Source organism: Bacillus suaedaesalsae, assembly GCF_016890225.1.
Taxonomy (GTDB): domain Bacteria; phylum Bacillota; class Bacilli; order Bacillales; family SA4; genus Bacillus_BS; species Bacillus_BS suaedaesalsae.
This window is the reverse complement of record NZ_JAFELM010000031.1, coordinates 135,837-155,257: the sequence shown is the minus strand read 5'-3', so window position 1 is coordinate 155,257 and position 19,421 is coordinate 135,837. Positions and strand designations below refer to the sequence as shown.

The window sequence follows — 19,421 nt, the reverse complement described above, 5'->3', positions numbered from 1 at the left end:
TTGTTAATATTCTTAATATTAAAACAGAAGGGCGAAATCGTCACTTTTGGTAGACAATGTACTTTTCATTTTATACAATGAAAGCGCAGTCTATTATTTTTGTTTAATTTAAGGTAGTTTTTGCTGAATTTTTGTAAAATATTACTAATAGCAAGAAGGTTGCCTTACATAATGATAGGAGGATGAAGAATGAATATCCATGAGTATCAAGGTAAAGAGATCCTCAGACAATATGGGGTTTCAGTCCCAAATGGAAAAGTTGCTTTTACAGTTGAAGAAGCGGTAGAAGCTGCAAAAGAATTAGGAACACAAGTATGTGTTGTTAAAGCTCAAATCCATGCAGGTGGACGTGGGAAAGCTGGCGGTGTAAAGGTTGCAAAGAACTTAGATGAAGTTCGTACATATGCAAACGAAATTTTAGGTAAAACACTAATTACGCACCAAACAGGTCCAGAAGGTAAAGAAGTAAAGCGTTTACTTATTGAAGAAGGCTGCGATATTAAGAAGGAATATTATGTAGGTTTAGTTGTAGACCGTGCTACTTCTAGTGTAGTTCTTATGGCTTCTGAAGAAGGCGGAACTGAAATTGAAGAAGTTGCAGAAAAAACTCCTGAAAAAATCTTTAAAGAAGTAATCGATCCTGCTGTAGGTCTTCAAGGCTTCCAAGCAAGAAGAATTGCTTTCAATATTAATATTCCAAATGAACTTGTTGGTAAAACAGTAAAGTTCATGATGGGCTTATACAATGCATTTGTTGAGAAGGATTGCTCGATTGCTGAAATTAACCCACTAGTCGTAACTGGTGACGGTAACGTAATGGCATTAGATGCAAAACTTAACTTTGATGCTAACGCATTATATCGTCATAAGGATATCTTAGAATATCGTGACCTTGAAGAAGAAGATCCAAAGGAAATCGAAGCTTCTAAATATGACCTTTCTTATATCTCTTTAGATGGAAACATCGGTTGTATGGTTAATGGCGCTGGACTAGCAATGGCTACAATGGACATCATTAAGCATTACGGCGGAGACCCTGCAAACTTCCTGGATGTTGGGGGCGGTGCTACAGCTGAAAAGGTAACAGAAGCATTTAAAATCATTCTTTCTGACCAAGCGGTTAAAGGTATTTTCGTAAACATCTTTGGTGGAATTATGAAGTGTGACGTTATCGCTACTGGTGTAGTTGAAGCTGCTAAGCAAGTGGAATTAAAAGTTCCATTAGTAGTTCGTTTAGAAGGTACTAATGTTGAATTAGGTAAGAAAATTCTTGCTGAATCAGGTTTAGATATAAATGCTGCAGATTCAATGGCAGACGGCGCACAAAAAATCGTATCACTAGTAGGATAAGAAAGGCAGGGGACAATCGTGAGCGTATTTATTAATAAAGATACAAAAGTTATTGTACAAGGTATTACAGGTTCAACTGCGCTTTTCCATACAAAGCAAATGCTAGAGTACGGCACTCAAATTGTTGGTGGTGTAACTCCAGGTAAAGGCGGCACTGAGGTTGAAGGTGTTCCTGTATTTAACACAGTGGCAGAAGCAGTTGCAGCAACAGGTGCGAATGTATCTGTAATTTATGTTCCAGCTCCATTTGCAGCAGATGCAATTATGGAAGCAGTAGATGCAGAATTAGACTTAACAATCTGTATTACTGAGCATATTCCTGTATTAGACATGGCTAAAGTTAAGCGTTACATGGAAGGCAAGAAAACTCGCCTAGTAGGACCGAACTGCCCAGGTGTTATTACTCCTGAAGAATGTAAAATTGGTATTATGCCAGGATACATTCATACAAAAGGTCATGTAGGTGTAGTTTCTCGTTCTGGAACGTTAACATATGAAGCTGTACATCAGCTATCACAAGCTGGTATTGGTCAATCTACAGCTGTAGGTATCGGTGGAGATCCAATTAACGGTACAAACTTTATCGATGTGTTAAAAGCATTTAACGAAGATGAAAACACATATGCAGTAATCATGATTGGTGAAATCGGTGGAACAGCTGAAGAAGAAGCGGCTGAATGGGTAAAAGCTAACATGACTAAGCCTGTAGTTGGGTTTATCGGTGGACGTACAGCGCCTCCTGGTAAGCGTATGGGTCATGCAGGTGCAATCATCTCTGGTGGTAAAGGAACTGCTGACGAAAAAATCCGTGTTATGAACGAATGCGGAATTCAAGTAGCAGATACTCCATCAGTAATGGGTGAAACATTAATCTCAGTTCTAAAAGAACGTGGAATTTACGAAAAGTGTAAAACACACTAATAATAATGTGAGTAGCCCCTATTAAATGTAGGGGCTACTTTTCCTAACTTTTCCTTTAATATTGATAACAATTGATAATATTACACGATAAAACTAAAGTGCGATTTCATTCGTAGATATCATTAATATGACTAAGGAGGTTAAATATGAATCAAATTAAACAACGGTTACTACATTTACATCGAAGTGAACAAGCATCATGGACAACCATTCTTCGGATATTAAAATTCGATCCTACACTCAATTCCCTCTATCAATTAACTCCAATGGAACTTCACGAAAAAATAAAGTTACCCTTTGAAAAAGTTAAAAAATTATATAATGATTTGCAATCTATAACAATTGCAAGTATGCTAGAACAGTATAAAAGTCAAAATATTCAGTGCATAAGTATATTTGATGATCTGTATCCTTCCTTACTAAAACAAATATCGAATCCACCTTGGGTGTTGTACGCAAAAGGCAATATCGAGCTTCTGGGGCATTCGAGAATGGTAGCTGTAGTTGGGACAAGGTATCCAACGTATTATGGAAGAACTATAACGAATTCGTTAGTCCAATCCCTTATTAGCTATGATTTTGTAACGATAAGTGGTTTAGCAAAAGGTATTGATGCACTTGTTCATCACTACACCTTACAACACAGTGGCAAGACGATTGCTATCTTAGGATCAGGATTTCAACATATATATCCTAAAGAAAATCAATCATTAGCAAGTATTGTGATGAATGATGGATTGATGCTATCGGAATATCCTCCTAATAGAGAACCGAGGAAGTGGCAGTTTCCAGAGAGAAATCGAATTATTAGTGGACTTTCGCTTGGAACAGTTGTAGTTGAAGCGAAAGAAAAAAGCGGTTCTTTAATAACAGCTGATTTAGCACTAGAACAAAATCGTGAGGTATTTGCTGTACCAGGACCTATTAATTCTGAATGCTCAAGAGGCACGAATTTGCTAATTCAACAGGGAGCAAAATTGGTATTAAATCCTGAGGATATTGTTACAGAATTTCAAATGAAAATTGTATAAAATTGAATTAATTATAGAATAAGCTTAGAATTGTGTTTGACAAATGGCAGCGTAGTATTTAATATAAGTGAAGATTTCATACATAAAAAATTATGGCAATTTTACCTCTAAGGAGGAAACAAACAGATGGCTGATTACCTAGTAATAGTAGAGTCGCCTGCAAAGGCAAAAACAATAGAGCGATATTTAGGGAAAAAATACCAAGTGAAAGCGTCGATGGGACACGTTCGTGATTTACCGAAAAGTCAAATGGGGGTAGAGGTGACCGATCACTTTACACCAAAATATATCACCATACGTGGAAAAGGACCAGTATTAAAGGATTTAAAGTCTGCTGCAAAAAAAGCAAAGAAAATTTATCTCGCGGCTGACCCGGATCGTGAAGGGGAAGCAATTGCATGGCACTTAGCACATACTCTTGATGTTGATGTCTCTTCTGATTGTCGAGTTGTATTTAATGAGATTACGAAGGATGCAATTAAAGAATCTTTTAAACATCCTCGTCCAATAAATATGGACCTAGTTGATGCCCAGCAAGCGAGACGAATTCTTGATCGCCTCGTTGGATACAACATTAGTCCACTGTTATGGAAGAAAGTGAAAAAGGGTTTAAGTGCAGGAAGAGTTCAATCTGTTGCTGTACGTCTTATCCTAGAACGTGAAAATGAAATTAAAGCGTTTATTCCTGAAGAATATTGGACAATCAAAGGTGAGTTTGTAAAAGATAATGAGCAAATTGAAGCAAGCTTTTATGGGACAAAGGACGGGAAGAAGGAGTTAAAGACTGAAGAGGAAGTAAAAGAAATTCTATCGAAAATAAAAGGCAACCAATTTGCCATTCAGTCAGTAACGAAAAAGGAACGTAAACGTAATCCTGCTGTTCCATTCATCACGTCATCTCTTCAACAGGAAGCGGCTCGTAAGCTAAACTTCCGTGCAAAGAAAACGATGATGATTGCACAACAACTTTATGAAGGTATCGACCTAGGTAAAGAAGGAACAGTTGGTCTAATTACATATATGAGAACTGATTCAACACGTATTTCAGATACAGCAAAGCAAGAAGCGTCTGAATATATTGTGACTACATTTGGTAAAGAATTCTTATCGACAGAAACAAAAGTTGCAAAGAAAAATCAAAAAGCCCAAGATGCCCACGAAGCCATTCGTCCAACTTCAACACTTCGTACACCAAATGAATTAAAGGAATTTTTATCTCGTGATCAACTAAGGCTATACAAATTGATTTGGGAACGATTTGTAGCCAGTCAAATGGCACCAGCAGTATTAGATACAATGACGGTCGATATAGAAAACAATGGCATTATCTTTAGAGCAAATGGTTCGAAAATTAAGTTTCCAGGCTTTATGAAAGTATATGTAGAAGGAAATGACGATCAAGATGAAGAAAAGGATCGTATATTACCTCCTTTAGAACAAGGGGAAAAGTTAGTGTTGAAAGATGCTGAAGAAAATCAGCACTTTACACAGCCGCCACCTCGTTATTCAGAAGCGAGACTTGTGAAAACATTAGAGGAACTAGGGATAGGCAGACCGTCAACTTATGCTCCAACGCTTGATACAATTCAAAAGAGAGGTTATGTCGCATTAGATAATAAACGCTTCATACCTACTGAATTAGGAGAAATAGTTGTAAGTTTAGTTATGGATTTCTTCCCAGAAATCATTGATGCCGATTTCACTGCTAAAATGGAGAGCAGCTTGGATGAAATCGAGGATGGTAATGTTGATTGGGTAAAAATCATTGATGAATTCTACGGTGATTTCGAAAAGCGACTGAAGATAGCTGAAAAAGAAATGGAAGAAATCGAAATTAAAGATGAACCAGCCGGTGAAGATTGCGAAATATGTGGACATGGAATGGTTTATAAAATGGGAAGATACGGAAAGTTTATGGCTTGTTCGAATTTTCCGGAATGTCGACATACGAAAGCGATTGTAAAGGATATTGGCGTTGACTGTCCTAGCTGTGAAACAGGGAAGATTATAGAACGAAAAAGTAAAAAACGTAGAATTTTTTACGGTTGCGATCAATATCCAAAATGTGAATTTTTATCATGGGATAAACCGATTGCTCGTAAATGTCCAAAATGTGAAAGCCTACTTGTTGAGAAAAAGCTTAAAAAGGGAATTCAAGTTCAATGTATCTCGTGCGACTATAAAGAGGAGCAACAAAAATAATGATGTGAGCATTTTTGCTCGCATCTTTGTCTTTTATTTACCGAATTGTTTGAATCGTTCGTGAAATTCGTTGTAAGGAGCTTAAAACATGAGTAATCAAATTATTAATGTAATTGGTGCTGGACTTGCGGGGAGTGAGGCAGCTTGGCAAATTGCAAAGCGTGGTATAAAAGTTAATTTATTTGAAATGAGACCAGTTAAACAAACTCCAGCTCATCACACTGATAAATTTGCTGAGCTAGTCTGTAGTAATTCGTTACGTGCTAACACACTTACAAATGCAGTTGGTGTACTTAAAGAAGAAATGCGAATATTAGATTCTATTATTATTAAAGCTGCGGATGCATGCTCAGTTCCTGCAGGAGGGGCACTAGCTGTGGACAGGCATGAATTTGCAGCGCACGTGACTGATGCAGTGAAAAACCATCCAAACGTAACGGTAATGAATGAAGAGGTAACAGAAATTCCAGGAGGACCAACAATTATTGCAACTGGACCACTAACCTCACCACACTTAGCTGAAAAGCTCAAAACGATGACAGGTGAAGAATATTTATACTTTTACGATGCAGCAGCACCGATTATTGAAAAAGATAGTATCAATTTGGACAAGGTGTACTTAAAATCTAGATATGATAAAGGTGAAGCAGCCTATCTAAATTGTCCAATGACTGAAGAGGAATTTGATCGGTTTTACGAAGCAATTATGAATGCGGAATCAGTGCCGCTAAAAGAGTTTGAAAAGGAAATATTTTTTGAAGGCTGTATGCCTTTTGAGGTTATGGCTGGTAGAGGGAAGAAGACGTTATTATTTGGTCCAATGAAGCCTGTTGGTTTAGAAGATCCAAAAACAGGGAAGATTCCATATGCAGTTGTCCAATTACGTCAAGATGATGCAGCTGGTACGTTGTATAATATTGTTGGCTTCCAAACTCATTTAAAATGGGGTTCACAGAAAGAAATTATTCAATTAATCCCAGGACTTGAGAATGCAGAAATCGTAAGATATGGAGTAATGCATCGAAATACGTTCATAAGCTCACCAAAGTTGTTAAAAGCAACCTATCAGTATAAAGACCGAGACGATTTGTTTTTTGCTGGTCAAATGACAGGTGTAGAAGGGTACGTAGAATCAGCAGCTTCCGGTTTAGTTGCTGGATTGAATGCAGCGAACCTTGTGCTTGGTGATGAATTAGTGGTTTTTCCTCATGAAACTGCTATTGGAAGTATGGCAAGATATATTACGACCGCAAATCCAAATAACTTTCAACCAATGAACGCGAACTTTGGATTATTCAAAGAATTGGATAAAAAGATCCGTAATAAACAAACTCGAAATGAAGCACTAGCTAATAGAGCGCTAGAAACAATTCAGAATTTTGTAAAAAAATAATGGATTTTCATTGCAAGGGCGAGTAAATTGTGTTACGATTTATTCGCCCTTGTGAGGTGATAGGTATGACGACGAAGGAACTACTACAATCCTTTACAGAATATTTACAAATAGAGCGAAACTATTCTGCTTATACAATCGTATACTATAATCAAGACATTGAAGAGTTTGTCTTATTTTTAGGGCAGCAGTCCATTGATCACATAACAAAAACTACATATGTTGATGTTCGCCTTTATTTAACTGAACTATATAACCAAAAACTTGCAAGAAAAACTGTCGCAAGAAAAATATCAAGTTTACGAAGCTTCTTTAAGTTTCTTATGAGAGAAGATATTGTACATGATAATCCGTTTGCACTTGTATCTTTGCCGAAGAAACAAACGAGAATTCCCCAATTTTTATATGAGGATGAGCTTGATAAATTGTTTCACGTTACGGATACAACAACGCCACTTGGACAAAGGAATCAAGCAATTCTTGAGTTATTGTATGCTACAGGTATTCGTGTAAGTGAGTGTTGTAAACTTCAACTAGGAGATATTGATTTTTCAATTGGTACAATCCTTGTTAACGGGAAAGGAAACAAACAAAGATACGTTCCATTTGGTAGCTTTGCTAGTGATGCTCTTGAGTTATACATTCATAACGGAAGAGAAGAGTTAGTAAAGCAAGCTTCTACTAGTACGAACACATTGTTTGTGAACTTTAGAGGAAACCCACTTACAACAAGAGGCGTTAGGTTAGTATTAAATGAACTTATCGAGAAGTCTAGTCTCTCTGTGCATATAAGTCCACACGTATTGCGACACACGTTTGCGACACATATGTTAAATGAAGGTGCAGACTTACGTACTGTTCAAGAGTTATTAGGTCACAACCATCTTTCTTCAACACAGGTTTATACACATGTAACAAAAGATCGACTAAAAAATGTCTATATGACGCATCATCCTAGAGCATAAAGAAGGATATCGGAAGGAGACAAATGTCATGTCAACTTTTCATGCAACGACTATATTTGCCATTCACCATAAAGGGGAATGTGCAATGTCAGGAGACGGTCAAGTTACTTTTGGAAATGCGGTAGTAATGAAACATACTGCTCGAAAGGTTAGAAAAATCTTTCAAGGAAAGGTGTTAGCTGGCTTTGCAGGTTCTGTAGCAGATGCTTTCACGTTGTTTGAAATGTTCGAAGCAAAACTTGAAGAGTATAATGGGAATTTACAAAGAGCGTCCGTTGAACTAGCAAAAGAATGGAGAAGCGACAAAGTACTCCGAAAGTTAGAAGCTATGTTAATCGTCATGAATAGAGAACACCTTTTGTTAGTCTCAGGAACTGGTGAGGTAATTGAACCAGATGATGGTATTTTAGCTATTGGTTCTGGTGGAAATTATGCCTTATCAGCTGGAAGAGCATTGATGAAACATGCAGGCGATCATCTTAGTGCAAAAGAAATTGCTAAAGCAGCGCTCGAGACAGCAAGTGAAATTTGTGTATATACGAATGAAAATATTATTGTAGAAGAAATTTAAGGGGAGGCCTGATGATGAATTTAACTCCACGTCAAATTGTTGAGCGACTTGATCAGTACATTGTTGGCCAAACAAATGCAAAAAAAGCGGTTGCAGTAGCTTTGCGTAATCGCTATCGTAGAGGTTTGCTTAGTGGGAAGTTACGTGATGAAGTTGTACCGAAGAACATCCTCATGATTGGACCAACAGGTGTAGGGAAGACAGAAATTGCTCGCCGAATGGCAAAGCTAGTTGGTGCGCCATTTATTAAGGTTGAAGCAACGAAGTTTACAGAGGTCGGATATGTAGGTAGAGATGTTGAATCAATGGTGCGAGATTTGATTGAAACATCGGTTCGACTTGTAAAAGAAGATAAAATGAATTCTGTGAAGGAAAAGGCATTAGAAAATGCAAATAAACGTCTTGTAGACCTCTTAGTACCACAAAAAACAAAACAGCAAGCATATAAAAACCCATTTGAAATGCTTTTTGGTGGGCAAAATCCTACCAATCTAGAAGAAGAAGATAATCAAGAAGAACAGACCGTAACTCAAAGAAAAAGACAAGTGGCTCATCAACTTGCTTTAGGGGAACTGGAAGATCACCTAGTTACAATTGAAATTGAGGAATCTACCCCAGCCATGTTTGATATGCTTCAAGGTTCTGGGCTTGAGCAAATGGGTATGAATATGCAGGATGCTCTCGGTGGATTAATGCCGAAAAAGAAGAAGAAAAGAAAGCTATCTGTTAGGGAAGCTAGAAAAGTTCTTACAAACGATGAAGCTCAAAAACTAATTGATATGGATGAGGTAACGCAAGATGCCATTTATCGTGCAGAGCAATCAGGTATTATTTTTATTGATGAAATCGATAAAATAGCTGGTAAGAGCCAAAGTAGTTCGGCAGATGTTTCTCGTGAAGGTGTACAACGTGATATCCTACCGATTGTTGAAGGATCCACGGTTGTTACGAAATATGGCACTGTGAAAACCGATCATATTTTATTTATTGCTGCAGGGGCATTTCATATGGCAAAACCATCTGATTTAATTCCTGAGCTTCAAGGGAGATTTCCAATTAGAGTCGAACTAACGAAACTTTCGATAGACGACTTTGTACGAATTCTAATTGAGCCAGATAATGCGATCATAAAACAATATATCGCTTTATTAGAAACAGAAGGTATACAAATTGAATTTTCTGACGATGCTATTCGTAAGATAGCAGAAGTTGCTTACCAAGTAAACCAAGATACAGATAATATTGGCGCAAGAAGGCTACATACAATTATGGAAAAACTTCTTGAGGACTTATCGTTTGAAGCGCCAGATATAAATCTTGAAAAAATTACGATCACACCAAAATATGTTGAAGAAAAACTTGGCACAATTGCTAGCAATCGTGATCTGAGTCAATTTATATTATAAGAAAGAACACGACATTAAAGATGTCTGTCTTTGGGAGGAACATTTATCATGGAACTATTGGATAAAACAAGAAAAATTAACGCTATGCTTCAGCGTGCAGCGGGTAAGCCTGTAAACTTTAAGGAAATGGCTGAAACTCTGCGTGATGTTATTGTCGCAAATGTATTTGTTGTTAGTAGAAGAGGGAAGCTTTTAGGTTTCGCCATCAACCAAACAATTGAGAATGAACGTATGAAGAAGATGTTAGAAGACCGTCAATTTCCTGAAGAATATACGAACAGCTTGTTCAATATTTCAGAAACTTCTTCTAACCTAGATATCAATAGCCCTTATACTGCATTTCCTGTAGAAAACAAAGAGTTGTTTGCGACTGGATTAACTACAGTTGTACCAATCATCGGTGGGGGAGAAAGGTTGGGAACATTAATTTTAGCAAGAATTAATGATCCATTCTTAAATGATGACCTTATTTTAGGTGAGTATGGTGCAACAGTTGTAGGAATGGAAATCCTTCGTGAGAAATCTGAAGAGATTGAAGAAGAAGCAAGAAGTAAGGCAGTCGTTCAAATGGCAATTAGTTCTCTGTCATATAGTGAATTAGAAGCAATTGAACATATCTTTGAAGAGTTAAATGGTAACGAAGGTCTTTTAGTTGCAAGTAAAATTGCTGACCGAGTTGGTATTACAAGATCAGTGATCGTAAACGCACTTAGAAAGCTTGAGAGTGCAGGTGTAATCGAATCACGTTCTCTAGGGATGAAAGGAACTTACATTAAAGTTCTAAACGATAAATTCTTACATGAATTAGCTAAACTTAAGACTTCATAACTCGAATTTTAACCACTTCCTTTTGGGAAGTGGTTTTTTATTGCCTGTGCACAGAATCCTAATGGAAAAACTTTCGCATAGATTTCTTTCATTACTTACGATTAAATAAGAAAAGTAATCCATTTGGCCTAAAAATAAAAGCGTATTCGAATGAGATAGATATTTTATGACGCTTTTATGTCGAAAATGGGAAAAAAATCATGAAATGTTTAAAATTTATACTGTTACAAAATTCGACATTGTATATAATGAGGATATACATAAAACTTTTAAAACAAAAGTTTTGTATAAAATAGTTCTTTCTATCGATTTCTTTATGATTAGATATTGGTACGATATACATTGAATTAAAATTATTAATATAGAAGAATAGAAATAGTTTGACTAATAGATACAAGTTAAGGAGGAGATGCGAAATGAAATTATTCTCTGGAACGATAAACACACTAGAAAATTCGCTAAAATATTCCACATTAAAACAAAATGTGATCTCGCAAAATATTGCAAATGTCGACACACCTAACTATAAAGCAAAAGAAGTATTAAAACCTTCATTTTCAAGTGAGTTAAAATCTGCAATGCAAGCTAACCGAACAGATTCTAGACATATGGAATTTTCTAACTCAACTCAGAGTAAATTCCCAGTAGTATCGAAACCGAGTTCATTATACAATCATAACGGAAACAGCGTTGATATAGATAAAGAAATGTCAGAGCTTGCTGAAAATCAAATTTATTACAATGCATTAATTGATAGATTAAATGGGAAATTCAATACATTAAAAACAGTCGTGACAGGAGGTAGACATTAATGTCGATATTCAATGGTCTTAATATAACAGCATCTGCTTTAACAGCAGGACGACTTCGTATGGACGTGATCTCCTCTAACATGGCGAATGTTGATACTACTAGAGGGAAGTTGGTAGATGGTGAATGGCAACCGTATAAGAGAAAGATGGTAGTCACACAGCCGAATCAACCCGGATTCTCTAGCTTTTTAAACAGTGCAATGAAAACAACTTCACAAAATGGAACGGTAGGGAATGGTGTGAAGGTCACAGGTATTGTTGAAGATCAAACACCAAATAAACTTGTTTACAATCCAGATCATCCTGATGCAAATGAAGATGGTTATGTTGAAATGCCGAATGTTGATCCATTAAAGGAAATGGTTGATTTAATGAGTGCAACTCGTTCATATGAAGCGAACGTTACCGTGTTTAATGCAAATAAAAGTATGTTAATGAAAGCTTTAGAAATTGGGAAGTAAGAGGTGAGTTAAATGATAAATAGTGTTAGTAATTCGTTAAAAGTACTACCAACTACTACAGAAACTGTCAAAATAGCACCAGCAGAATCTCAAAAGAAATTTGCTTCCTTCTTAGCAGATTCTATTAATAAAGTAAATGAAACGGCAATTCAATCTGATGTAGCTACAGAGAAGTTAGCGGCAGGGGAGAAAATTGACTTACATGAAGTGATGATTGCATCGCAAAAAGCAAGTATCACATTACAGACAACACTCGAGATCAGAAATAAAGTGATTGAAGCGTATCAAGAAGTTATGAGAATGCAAGTTTAATAGATAAATAGAGAGAGATAGAGAGAGAAAACACAATAACTGGGAAGCGGTTATTTTACATCTAGAAAAAACGTCATAATAACCGGGGGAATAATATGAACGAAAAATTACAAATGAACGTAAATAAAGTTAAAGAATTTTGGAAGAACCGTTCAGTTGCTCAAAAGGGAATGATGATCGGTTCCCTTTTACTGTTTGTTATTATTATCACAGCAGTTTCAATGGCTTCTTCGAAAGTGAACTTTGTTCCTTTATACAGTAATTTAACTACTGCAGAAATTGGGGAAATTAAAGCACAACTTGATGGTAGAGGTATTAAGTCTGAAGTAGCTGAAAATGGTACTTCTATTCTTGTGCCAGAAGAAGTTGTGGATACGTTAAAAGTAGAGTTAGCAGCTGAAGGCTTTCCAAATAGCGGTAGCATTGACTATAAATTCTTCAGTCAAAATGCTGGGTTTGGTATGACAGATAATGAATTTAACGTGTTAAAACTTGAAGCAATGCAGACAGAGCTTGCAGACTTAATGAAAGGTATTGACGGTGTGCAAGATGCTAAGGTTATGATCAATCTTCCACAAGAATCTGTGTGGATGACTGACACACCAGAACAAGCTTCTGCTTCAATTGTTTTAGATACAAAACCTGGGTATAAGTTTCAAGAACAACAAATTCAAGCTCTTTATAATTTAGTGTCGAAGAGTGTACCAAACCTTCCTACTGAGAATATCGTCATCATGAACCAAATGTTTGAGTACTTTGATCTAAAAAATTCAAATGATTCTAATTCAGCCTATACGTTTGATAATCAATATCAAATCAAAAAGCAAATTGAAAAAGATATTCAACGTCAAGTTGGACAAATGTTAGGTATGATGATGGGGCAAGATAAAGTAGTTGTTTCCGTAACTGCTGATGTTGACTTCTCACAAGAAAATCGAGAAGAAAACTTAGTAACGCCTGTTAATCCTGAAAACATGGAAGGGATCGCAGTAAGTGTTGAAAGAATTACAGAAACATTTACTGGAGACGGTGCTGCAGCAGGTGGAGTTGTAGGTGCGGGTGAGACAGATATTCCGAACTACGCTACTGGAACTGAAGGTGCTAACGGAGATTATGAAAGAATAGAAGAGAGAATTAATAATGATGTAAACAGAATCCGAAAAGAAATCGTTGAAAGTCCTTATAAGGTTCGTGATCTTGGAATTCAAGTAATGGTTGAACCACCGAATGCTGAAGAAGGGTTAACTCCAGAAGCAGTGGCAGATATTGAGCAAATTCTTGGTACAATCGTTCGTACTTCAATTGCAAAAGACGCAAACCAAGCAGAATTAACTGATGATGAAATTGCGGCTAAGGTAGCAGTATCTGTACAAGAATTAAAAGGGAAAGCTGATTACTCAGCAACAAATACAGAACCTGTAATCCCTATGTGGGTTTATATCGCAGCTGGGGCACTACTAGTAATCATTATTCTTCTAGTAATCCTATTATTTAGAAAGAAAAAGAAAAATAAAGAAACTGAGTTTATCTTTGATGAAACAGCAGCAGCTATTCATGTTCAAGATATTAACACTGAACAAGAAAAGGAATCTGATGTTATTAAGCAACAACTTGAAAAATTAGCGAAAGAAAAGCCAGGAGATTTTGCTAAGCTATTAAGAACTTGGATCGCAGAAGAGTAAGGGGGATATTATTATGGCAAGAAAAGATAATAACGGCGAGCTAACAGGAAGACAAAAAGCAGCCATCCTCCTCATCTCTATGGGGCCGGATGTTTCTGCTAATGTATATCGGCACCTTTCTGAAGAAGAGATTGAAAAATTAACTCTTGAAATATCTAGTGTACGAAAAGTGGATACAAAAGCTAAAGAAGATGTATTAGATGAGTTTCATCAAATTGCACTTGCGCAAGATTATATTGCTCAAGGTGGTATTGCATACGCAAAACAAATTTTAGAAAAAGCACTTGGAAATGAAGATGCGGCAAATATCATTAACAGATTAACATCTTCACTGCAGGTTAAACCGTTTGACTTTGCTCGTAAAGCAGATCCAGCGCAAATCTTAAACTTTATTCAAAATGAACATCCACAAACGATTTCGTTAGTTCTTTCTTATCTAGATCCAGCACAAGCAGGACAAATACTATCTGAATTGCCTCAGGATATGCAAGCTGATGTGGCACGAAGAATTGCTCTTATGGATAGTACTTCACCTGAAGTAATTAACGAAGTTGAGCAAATTCTTGAACGAAAGCTTTCTACAACTGTTACACAAGACTACACACACACTGGTGGTGTAGAGGCAGTAGTAGAGGTGCTTAACGGTGTTGATAGAAGTACAGAAAGAACGATTTTAGATGCGTTAGAAATACAAGACCCAGAATTAGCTGAAGAAATTAAGAAGCGTATGTTTGTATTCGAAGATATTGTTACGCTTGATAACCGTGCAATTCAACGTGTTATACGTGATGTTGAGAATCAAGATCTTATGCTTTCACTTAAAGTTGCTAGCGAAGAAGTTAAAGAAATTGTATTTAGCAACATGTCTAAGCGTATGGTTGACACATTTAAAGAAGAAATGGAATTCATGGGACCTGTTCGTTTGCGTGATGTTGAAGAAGCTCAATCTAGAATTGTTGCTGTAATCCGTCGTCTAGAAGAAGCAGGTGAGATCGTAATTGCGCGTGGTGGAGGAGATGATATCATTGTCTAGATTGATTAAATCTCAATATAATCATCTTCAACATGCTGAAAAAAAGGTGATTCATATACAATCATTAGCGTTTGAAACAATTGTAGATGAATCACCTGAAGCTCAAGTTAAGAAGTTGCATGCTGAAGCAGAACAAATACTTCATGCTGCGAGAATGAAAGCCGATGAACTAGTTAGAAATGCAGAGATTCAATTACAAGAAGCGACGGTACAAATATCCAAGATGAAATCTACCTGGGAAGAAGAAAAGGCTATGCTTACTGAACAAGTGAAGCAAGAAGGCTTTCAAGAAGGTGTTCAAATAGGACAACAAGAGGTCTTTAGCCAACTAACACATTTAATCGATGAAGCAAATTCTATAGTAGATCTTGCAAAGACTGATTATATAAAACAAATAGAGCAATCAGAAGAAACCATTTTAAAGCTAGGAATTAAAGTTGCTGAAAAAATTCTTAAGGTTCATCTCAAAGATAACCAAGAAAATTTTATGCGGATTGTAAAAAATGCAATTAAAGAAGTAAAAGACCATGCTGATGTATCGATAAAGGTTCATCCTTCGATGTATGAGTTAGTTTCATCACAAAGGGATGAATTACTGACATTGTTTACTGGAGATAAAAATTTATATGTCTATCCAGATGCAGATATAGAAGATTCAAGTTGTGTTATTGAATCTTCATTTGGCCGAATAGATGCTAGTGTCGATAGCCAATTGACGGAACTGAAGAATAAGCTTCTAGAATTACTAGAGGAGGAATAACCTCATGAAAGCAATCGAACTCTTAGATTCAATTGATGTAATAGATTCATATAAGCGTTACGGTAAGGTCGCTAGAGTTGTAGGATTAATGATTGAATCGAAAGGTCCTGAGAGCTCAATTGGAGATGTATGTCATATTCATATTGGTGGTGGGAAGAAGGTACGAAAAGTTCTTGCTGAGGTGGTAGGTTTCCGCGATGAGTATGTGATCTTAATGCCCTTCACAAACGTGAATGATATTTCTCCTGGTAGTATTGTTGAAGCAACATCTAAACCGCTGCAAGTTAAAGTTGGTAGTTCTTTAATTGGACAAGTTGTAGATTCACTCGGAATGCCTTTAGACGGCAGTAGCTTACCTAAGGGCTTATCTAATGTACCAACAGATCAAGCACCACCAAATCCGATGGAAAGACCACCTATTGATGAGAAGATTGAAGTTGGAGTTAGGGTCATTGATTCCCTACTCACTGTTGGGAATGGGCAACGTGTTGGTATCTTTGCCGGAAGTGGTGTAGGTAAAAGTACGATACTAGGGATGATTGCTAGAAACACGACAGCAGATCTTAATGTAATTGCCCTTATTGGTGAACGTGGAAGAGAAGTTAGGGAGTTTATTGAACGTGATTTAGGTCCTGAAGGTTTAAAACGCTCAATCGTTGTAGTTGCTACATCTGATCAACCTGCATTAATGAGAATCAAAGGTGCATATACAGCTACAGCAATTGCAGAGTATTTCAGAGATAAAGGCTTAAACGTTATGTTAATGATGGACTCTGTTACACGTGTAGCCATGGCGCAACGTGAGGTAGGGTTAGCGATTGGCGAACCGCCTACAACAAAGGGATATACACCTTCAGTATTTGCCATTCTTCCAAAATTATTAGAAAGAACAGGGACGAACAAACATGGAAGTATCACTGCGTTTTATACTGTATTAGTAGACGGTGATGATATGAACGAACCAATTGCCGATACGGTACGTGGAATTTTGGATGGACATATAGTTCTTGATCGAAACCTTGCTAATAAAGGACAATTTCCAGCTATAAATGTATTGAAAAGTATTAGTCGTGTTATGAATCACATTGTTTCTGAACAACATAGAAGTTCTGCCGAAAAGGTTAGAGATTTGCTGGCGACATATATCAACTCAGAAGATTTAATAAATATTGGAGCATACAAACGTGGCTCTTCCAAAGAAATCGATGAAGCAATTCGTCATTATCCAACGATTCTATCCTTCTTAAAACAAGGTACACATGAAAAAGTAACGATTGATGAAAGTGTGGAAAGATTAAAGTCTTTAATAGGATAGGTGAGCAAATTTGAGTTTTAAATACAAGTTCCAAAAAATACTATCAATTAAAGAAACGGAAAAACAGCGTGCTTTGGAAGCTTATCAACTGACAGTAAAGCAGTTCGAGGAGGTTGCCGAAAAGCTGTACCATTATTTGAAACAGAAGGAAGATCTTGAGTCTATACAGTTACAAAAGCTTTCGGTAGGATTAAACGTGACAGAAATAAAACATCATCAAACGTTTATTACGAACCTTGAAAAGACAATCTCTCATTTCCAAAACCTTGTAGCTTCAGCTCGTCAAAACATGCTTGGTCAAGAAGCACAATTACTGGAGAAAAACATTGAAGTAAAGAAATACGAGAAGTTGAAGGACAAGCAACAGGAAGATTTTCAAGAATTAGTATCTGCGGCTGACAACCGTCTTATGGATGAGATCTCAATCCAACAGTATATGAATAAAGAAAGCTAGGTGAAGGCATGGAAATCCAAGAAGAAAAGGAATCTACTTTCCTAGGTAAAATACAATGGTTATTCTTCGTTGTATTCATTCCATTGCTTTTTGCTATTGCCGTTACATTAGTCGTTCTAAATATTGCAGGAGTCGATGTAGAAGGAGCTGTTAAGAAATACGGTGCACATGTCCCTGGTGTTTCAAAACTTGTTGCTGATAAAAACACAATAAATATAGAAGATAAACTTCGTAAAGATATTGGAGATTTAGAAGCTACAAATAAAGAACAGATTGATCAAATTTCTAGTCTAGAAAAAGAGATTGAACAAAGGGATAAAGAGCTTGATCAGCTTAAATCTAAGATTGACGAACTTACGGAACAACTAAATGACGAAGAAAGTGAACAAGCAAATAGTACACAAACCAAAAAGGAAATCTCTAAGGCATTTGAAAGTATGTCTGCAAAAAATGCAGCTGCAATTGTTGCAGAAATGCAAGCTTCAGAAGCATTAAAAATACTTCAAGCACTTTCTACGGATACATTAAGTTCTATTCTTGAAAAAATGGATCCAGTAGAAGCAGCTAAATATACTGAATTACTATCAAATTCACTTTAGTCACGATCTGAGAGGAGGTGAAAAGATGAAAATTGCAGGTTTAGCAACAAATCAGTCGTTACCAGTAACCGCGTTGCCAAAAGAGGTTACAAAAGGAAAAGAGAAATCACCATTTGCGACGTTACTGAACAATGTAAATGAAGGTAACAATGCTCCTTCTGTAATGAAAAAAGATCCGAAGACAGGTGAACTAATTCATCCAATCGCGAAGGACGTACAAGCTGCCTTGATGGGTGGAGAAGAGTTAAATGTAGAAAAGTTAGAAGAACTATTGGCCCAGCTAGCGGAGCAAGGGTTACTTCCGCAAAATCTAGATGTTGAAATGCTACAAAATGCTAATATAACACCAATACTTGAGCTATTGCCAGAAGAGTTGGTTTCTAACCTGCAACAATTGTTTCTAGATCAAACTCCAATTCAAGAAGTCATGGTTATGGATGGGGAACAACTACCACTAGTAAATATTTTAGCTAGTTTAATTTATTTAAACCATGCAAGTCATACTCAAGCGATTCCAGAAGACCAACAAGCGCTTTTACCATTGTTTAACCATTTGACGAACCAATTGAATAAGCTTGAAGGTGGCATTCAAGGCTTTATGCAGACAGCAAATGAAGATGTAGCGAAAGAAGTAGAAGTGTTTCTTTCTAAATTTCATACAAAGCTTACTGGTCAGCAGCCAATCGCGATAGATGCGAACAATTCCAAGCTCGATTATGTAAAAGCTCTTTACCAGCGAACATTAGGTTCTGAAGATGCAGTGAAAAAGACTCCTTCACAAGATTCGGTTAGTAAGGTTATGGTTATGGGGGTAGAACCGCAAAATTCGATGAACCGTGTTCAACAATTTGCACTATTTGTCGAGCAAAGTTCAAAGCCATTGAACCAAGAGCAGTTTATAAAAGATTTTCAAAATATATTATCCAAGAGTTCACTACAAAACGGTACAAATGGTATGAGATTGTTAATTAAATTATACCCAGAACAACTTGGCTCTTTAAGAATAGAGCTTATTCAACAACAGGGAGTTTTAGTTGCTAGAATGATTGCATCTTCTACACAAGCAAAAGAGCTTTTAGAATCTCAACTTCAAGGATTAAAAAATGCCTTTGCAAACCAAAATATTCAAGTAGAGAAGTTGGAAATTATTAACTCAGCATCTCTTCAGCAGCAATTCGAACGATCACTTGACCGTGATAGTAATGGACAACGAGGATATTCGAATAAAGAGGGCAATGGAAAAGATGAACAAGGTAATGAATCACAATCTACCTTTGAGGATGCTTTTAAGGAAGAATTATTGAATACGGAAGTGTAGGTGAAATG

At 36.6% G+C, this 19,421-nt stretch carries 19 protein-coding genes; all 19 read left to right on the top strand.

Features of this window, described 5'->3' with window-relative positions; all coding sequences use genetic code 11:
- The first annotated feature begins 189 nt into the window (after positions 1-189).
- The 19 genes from sucC (at position 190) to JR050_RS12300 (ending at position 19,413) form a co-directional block, all read left to right on the top strand.
- Positions 190-1,350 (top strand): ADP-forming succinate--CoA ligase subunit beta, encoded by a 1,161-nt coding sequence (gene sucC / locus JR050_RS12390; protein WP_204203808.1) that lies wholly within the window; start codon positions 190-192, stop codon positions 1,348-1,350.
- Positions 1,351-1,368: 18 nt separating this feature from the next.
- A complete protein-coding gene (gene sucD / locus JR050_RS12385; protein ID WP_204203807.1) occupies positions 1,369-2,271 on the top strand; it encodes a succinate--CoA ligase subunit alpha in 903 nt (300 codons plus the stop codon).
- A gap of 146 nt (positions 2,272-2,417) precedes the next feature.
- Positions 2,418-3,302 carry a DNA-processing protein DprA gene (dprA, locus tag JR050_RS12380; protein WP_204203806.1) on the top strand — a complete coding sequence of 295 codons (885 nt, stop codon included), beginning with the start codon at positions 2,418-2,420 and terminating at the stop codon, positions 3,300-3,302.
- Between the two features lie 126 nt (positions 3,303-3,428).
- The gene (gene topA, locus JR050_RS12375; protein ID WP_204203805.1) at positions 3,429-5,504 is read left to right on the top strand and encodes a type I DNA topoisomerase; all 2,076 of its coding nucleotides are present in this window, start codon (positions 3,429-3,431) and stop codon (positions 5,502-5,504) included.
- A gap of 88 nt (positions 5,505-5,592) precedes the next feature.
- Positions 5,593-6,897: an FADH(2)-oxidizing methylenetetrahydrofolate--tRNA-(uracil(54)-C(5))-methyltransferase TrmFO gene (trmFO, locus tag JR050_RS12370; RefSeq protein WP_204203804.1), complete on the top strand. Its 1,305-nt coding sequence runs from the start codon at positions 5,593-5,595 to the stop codon at positions 6,895-6,897.
- 65 nt (positions 6,898-6,962) lie between these two features.
- The gene (xerC, locus tag JR050_RS12365) at positions 6,963-7,862 is read left to right on the top strand and encodes a tyrosine recombinase XerC (RefSeq protein WP_204203803.1); all 900 of its coding nucleotides are present in this window, start codon (positions 6,963-6,965) and stop codon (positions 7,860-7,862) included.
- Positions 7,863-7,890: 28 nt separating this feature from the next.
- Positions 7,891-8,433 (top strand): ATP-dependent protease subunit HslV, encoded by a 543-nt coding sequence (gene hslV, locus JR050_RS12360; RefSeq protein WP_204203802.1) that lies wholly within the window; start codon positions 7,891-7,893, stop codon positions 8,431-8,433.
- 11 nt (positions 8,434-8,444) lie between these two features.
- A complete protein-coding gene (hslU, locus tag JR050_RS12355; protein ID WP_204203801.1) occupies positions 8,445-9,839 on the top strand; it encodes an ATP-dependent protease ATPase subunit HslU in 1,395 nt (464 codons plus the stop codon).
- A 48-nt stretch (positions 9,840-9,887) separates the two neighbouring features.
- Positions 9,888-10,667 carry a GTP-sensing pleiotropic transcriptional regulator CodY gene (codY, locus tag JR050_RS12350; protein ID WP_204203800.1) on the top strand — a complete coding sequence of 260 codons (780 nt, stop codon included), beginning with the start codon at positions 9,888-9,890 and terminating at the stop codon, positions 10,665-10,667.
- Between the two features lie 416 nt (positions 10,668-11,083).
- Entirely contained in the window at positions 11,084-11,479 is a 396-nt protein-coding gene (gene flgB, locus JR050_RS12345) for a flagellar basal body rod protein FlgB (RefSeq protein WP_204203799.1), read from the top strand.
- Positions 11,479-11,940, top strand: a complete 462-nt coding sequence (gene flgC, locus JR050_RS12340; RefSeq protein ID WP_204203798.1) for a flagellar basal body rod protein FlgC — start codon at positions 11,479-11,481, stop codon at positions 11,938-11,940. Before flgB ends, flgC begins: the two co-directional genes overlap by 1 nt.
- Positions 11,941-11,952: 12 nt before the next feature.
- Positions 11,953-12,252, top strand: coding sequence for a flagellar hook-basal body complex protein FliE (gene fliE / locus JR050_RS12335; RefSeq protein WP_204203797.1), 300 nt, complete (start codon positions 11,953-11,955; stop codon positions 12,250-12,252).
- A 95-nt stretch (positions 12,253-12,347) separates the two neighbouring features.
- Complete coding sequence (gene fliF / locus JR050_RS12330) at positions 12,348-13,934, top strand: flagellar basal-body MS-ring/collar protein FliF (protein WP_204203796.1); 1,587 nt, start codon at positions 12,348-12,350, stop codon at positions 13,932-13,934.
- A gap of 13 nt (positions 13,935-13,947) precedes the next feature.
- The gene (fliG, locus tag JR050_RS12325) at positions 13,948-14,967 is read left to right on the top strand and encodes a flagellar motor switch protein FliG (protein WP_204203795.1); all 1,020 of its coding nucleotides are present in this window, start codon (positions 13,948-13,950) and stop codon (positions 14,965-14,967) included.
- A complete protein-coding gene (gene fliH / locus JR050_RS12320) occupies positions 14,960-15,727 on the top strand; it encodes a flagellar assembly protein FliH (protein WP_204203794.1) in 768 nt (255 codons plus the stop codon). Before fliG ends, fliH begins: the two co-directional genes overlap by 8 nt.
- A gap of 4 nt (positions 15,728-15,731) precedes the next feature.
- Entirely contained in the window at positions 15,732-17,042 is a 1,311-nt protein-coding gene (gene fliI / locus JR050_RS12315; protein ID WP_204203793.1) for a flagellar protein export ATPase FliI, read from the top strand.
- Positions 17,043-17,052: 10 nt separating this feature from the next.
- Positions 17,053-17,496, top strand: coding sequence for a flagellar export protein FliJ (gene fliJ, locus JR050_RS12310; RefSeq protein WP_204203792.1), 444 nt, complete (start codon positions 17,053-17,055; stop codon positions 17,494-17,496).
- Between the two features lie 8 nt (positions 17,497-17,504).
- A complete protein-coding gene (locus JR050_RS12305) occupies positions 17,505-18,095 on the top strand; it encodes a MotE family protein (RefSeq protein ID WP_204203791.1) in 591 nt (196 codons plus the stop codon).
- 25 nt (positions 18,096-18,120) lie between these two features.
- Entirely contained in the window at positions 18,121-19,413 is a 1,293-nt protein-coding gene (locus tag JR050_RS12300) for a flagellar hook-length control protein FliK (protein ID WP_204203790.1), read from the top strand.
- Positions 19,414-19,421: the final 8 nt, after the last annotated feature.

Coding starts and splice junctions, on each gene's coding strand:
- sucC (WP_204203808.1), top strand. CDS start 190: ATGAATATCCATGAGTATCAAGGTAAAGAGATCCTCAGACAATATGGG.
- dprA (WP_204203806.1), top strand. CDS start 2,418: ATGAATCAAATTAAACAACGGTTACTACATTTACATCGAAGTGAACAA.
- topA (WP_204203805.1), top strand. CDS start 3,429: ATGGCTGATTACCTAGTAATAGTAGAGTCGCCTGCAAAGGCAAAAACA.
- trmFO (WP_204203804.1), top strand. CDS start 5,593: ATGAGTAATCAAATTATTAATGTAATTGGTGCTGGACTTGCGGGGAGT.
- xerC (WP_204203803.1), top strand. CDS start 6,963: ATGACGACGAAGGAACTACTACAATCCTTTACAGAATATTTACAAATA.
- hslV (WP_204203802.1), top strand. CDS start 7,891: ATGTCAACTTTTCATGCAACGACTATATTTGCCATTCACCATAAAGGG.
- hslU (WP_204203801.1), top strand. CDS start 8,445: ATGATGAATTTAACTCCACGTCAAATTGTTGAGCGACTTGATCAGTAC.
- codY (WP_204203800.1), top strand. CDS start 9,888: ATGGAACTATTGGATAAAACAAGAAAAATTAACGCTATGCTTCAGCGT.
- flgB (WP_204203799.1), top strand. CDS start 11,084: ATGAAATTATTCTCTGGAACGATAAACACACTAGAAAATTCGCTAAAA.
- flgC (WP_204203798.1), top strand. CDS start 11,479: ATGTCGATATTCAATGGTCTTAATATAACAGCATCTGCTTTAACAGCA.
- fliE (WP_204203797.1), top strand. CDS start 11,953: ATGATAAATAGTGTTAGTAATTCGTTAAAAGTACTACCAACTACTACA.
- fliF (WP_204203796.1), top strand. CDS start 12,348: ATGAACGAAAAATTACAAATGAACGTAAATAAAGTTAAAGAATTTTGG.
- fliG (WP_204203795.1), top strand. CDS start 13,948: ATGGCAAGAAAAGATAATAACGGCGAGCTAACAGGAAGACAAAAAGCA.
- fliI (WP_204203793.1), top strand. CDS start 15,732: ATGAAAGCAATCGAACTCTTAGATTCAATTGATGTAATAGATTCATAT.
- JR050_RS12305 (WP_204203791.1), top strand. CDS start 17,505: ATGGAAATCCAAGAAGAAAAGGAATCTACTTTCCTAGGTAAAATACAA.
- JR050_RS12300 (WP_204203790.1), top strand. CDS start 18,121: ATGAAAATTGCAGGTTTAGCAACAAATCAGTCGTTACCAGTAACCGCG.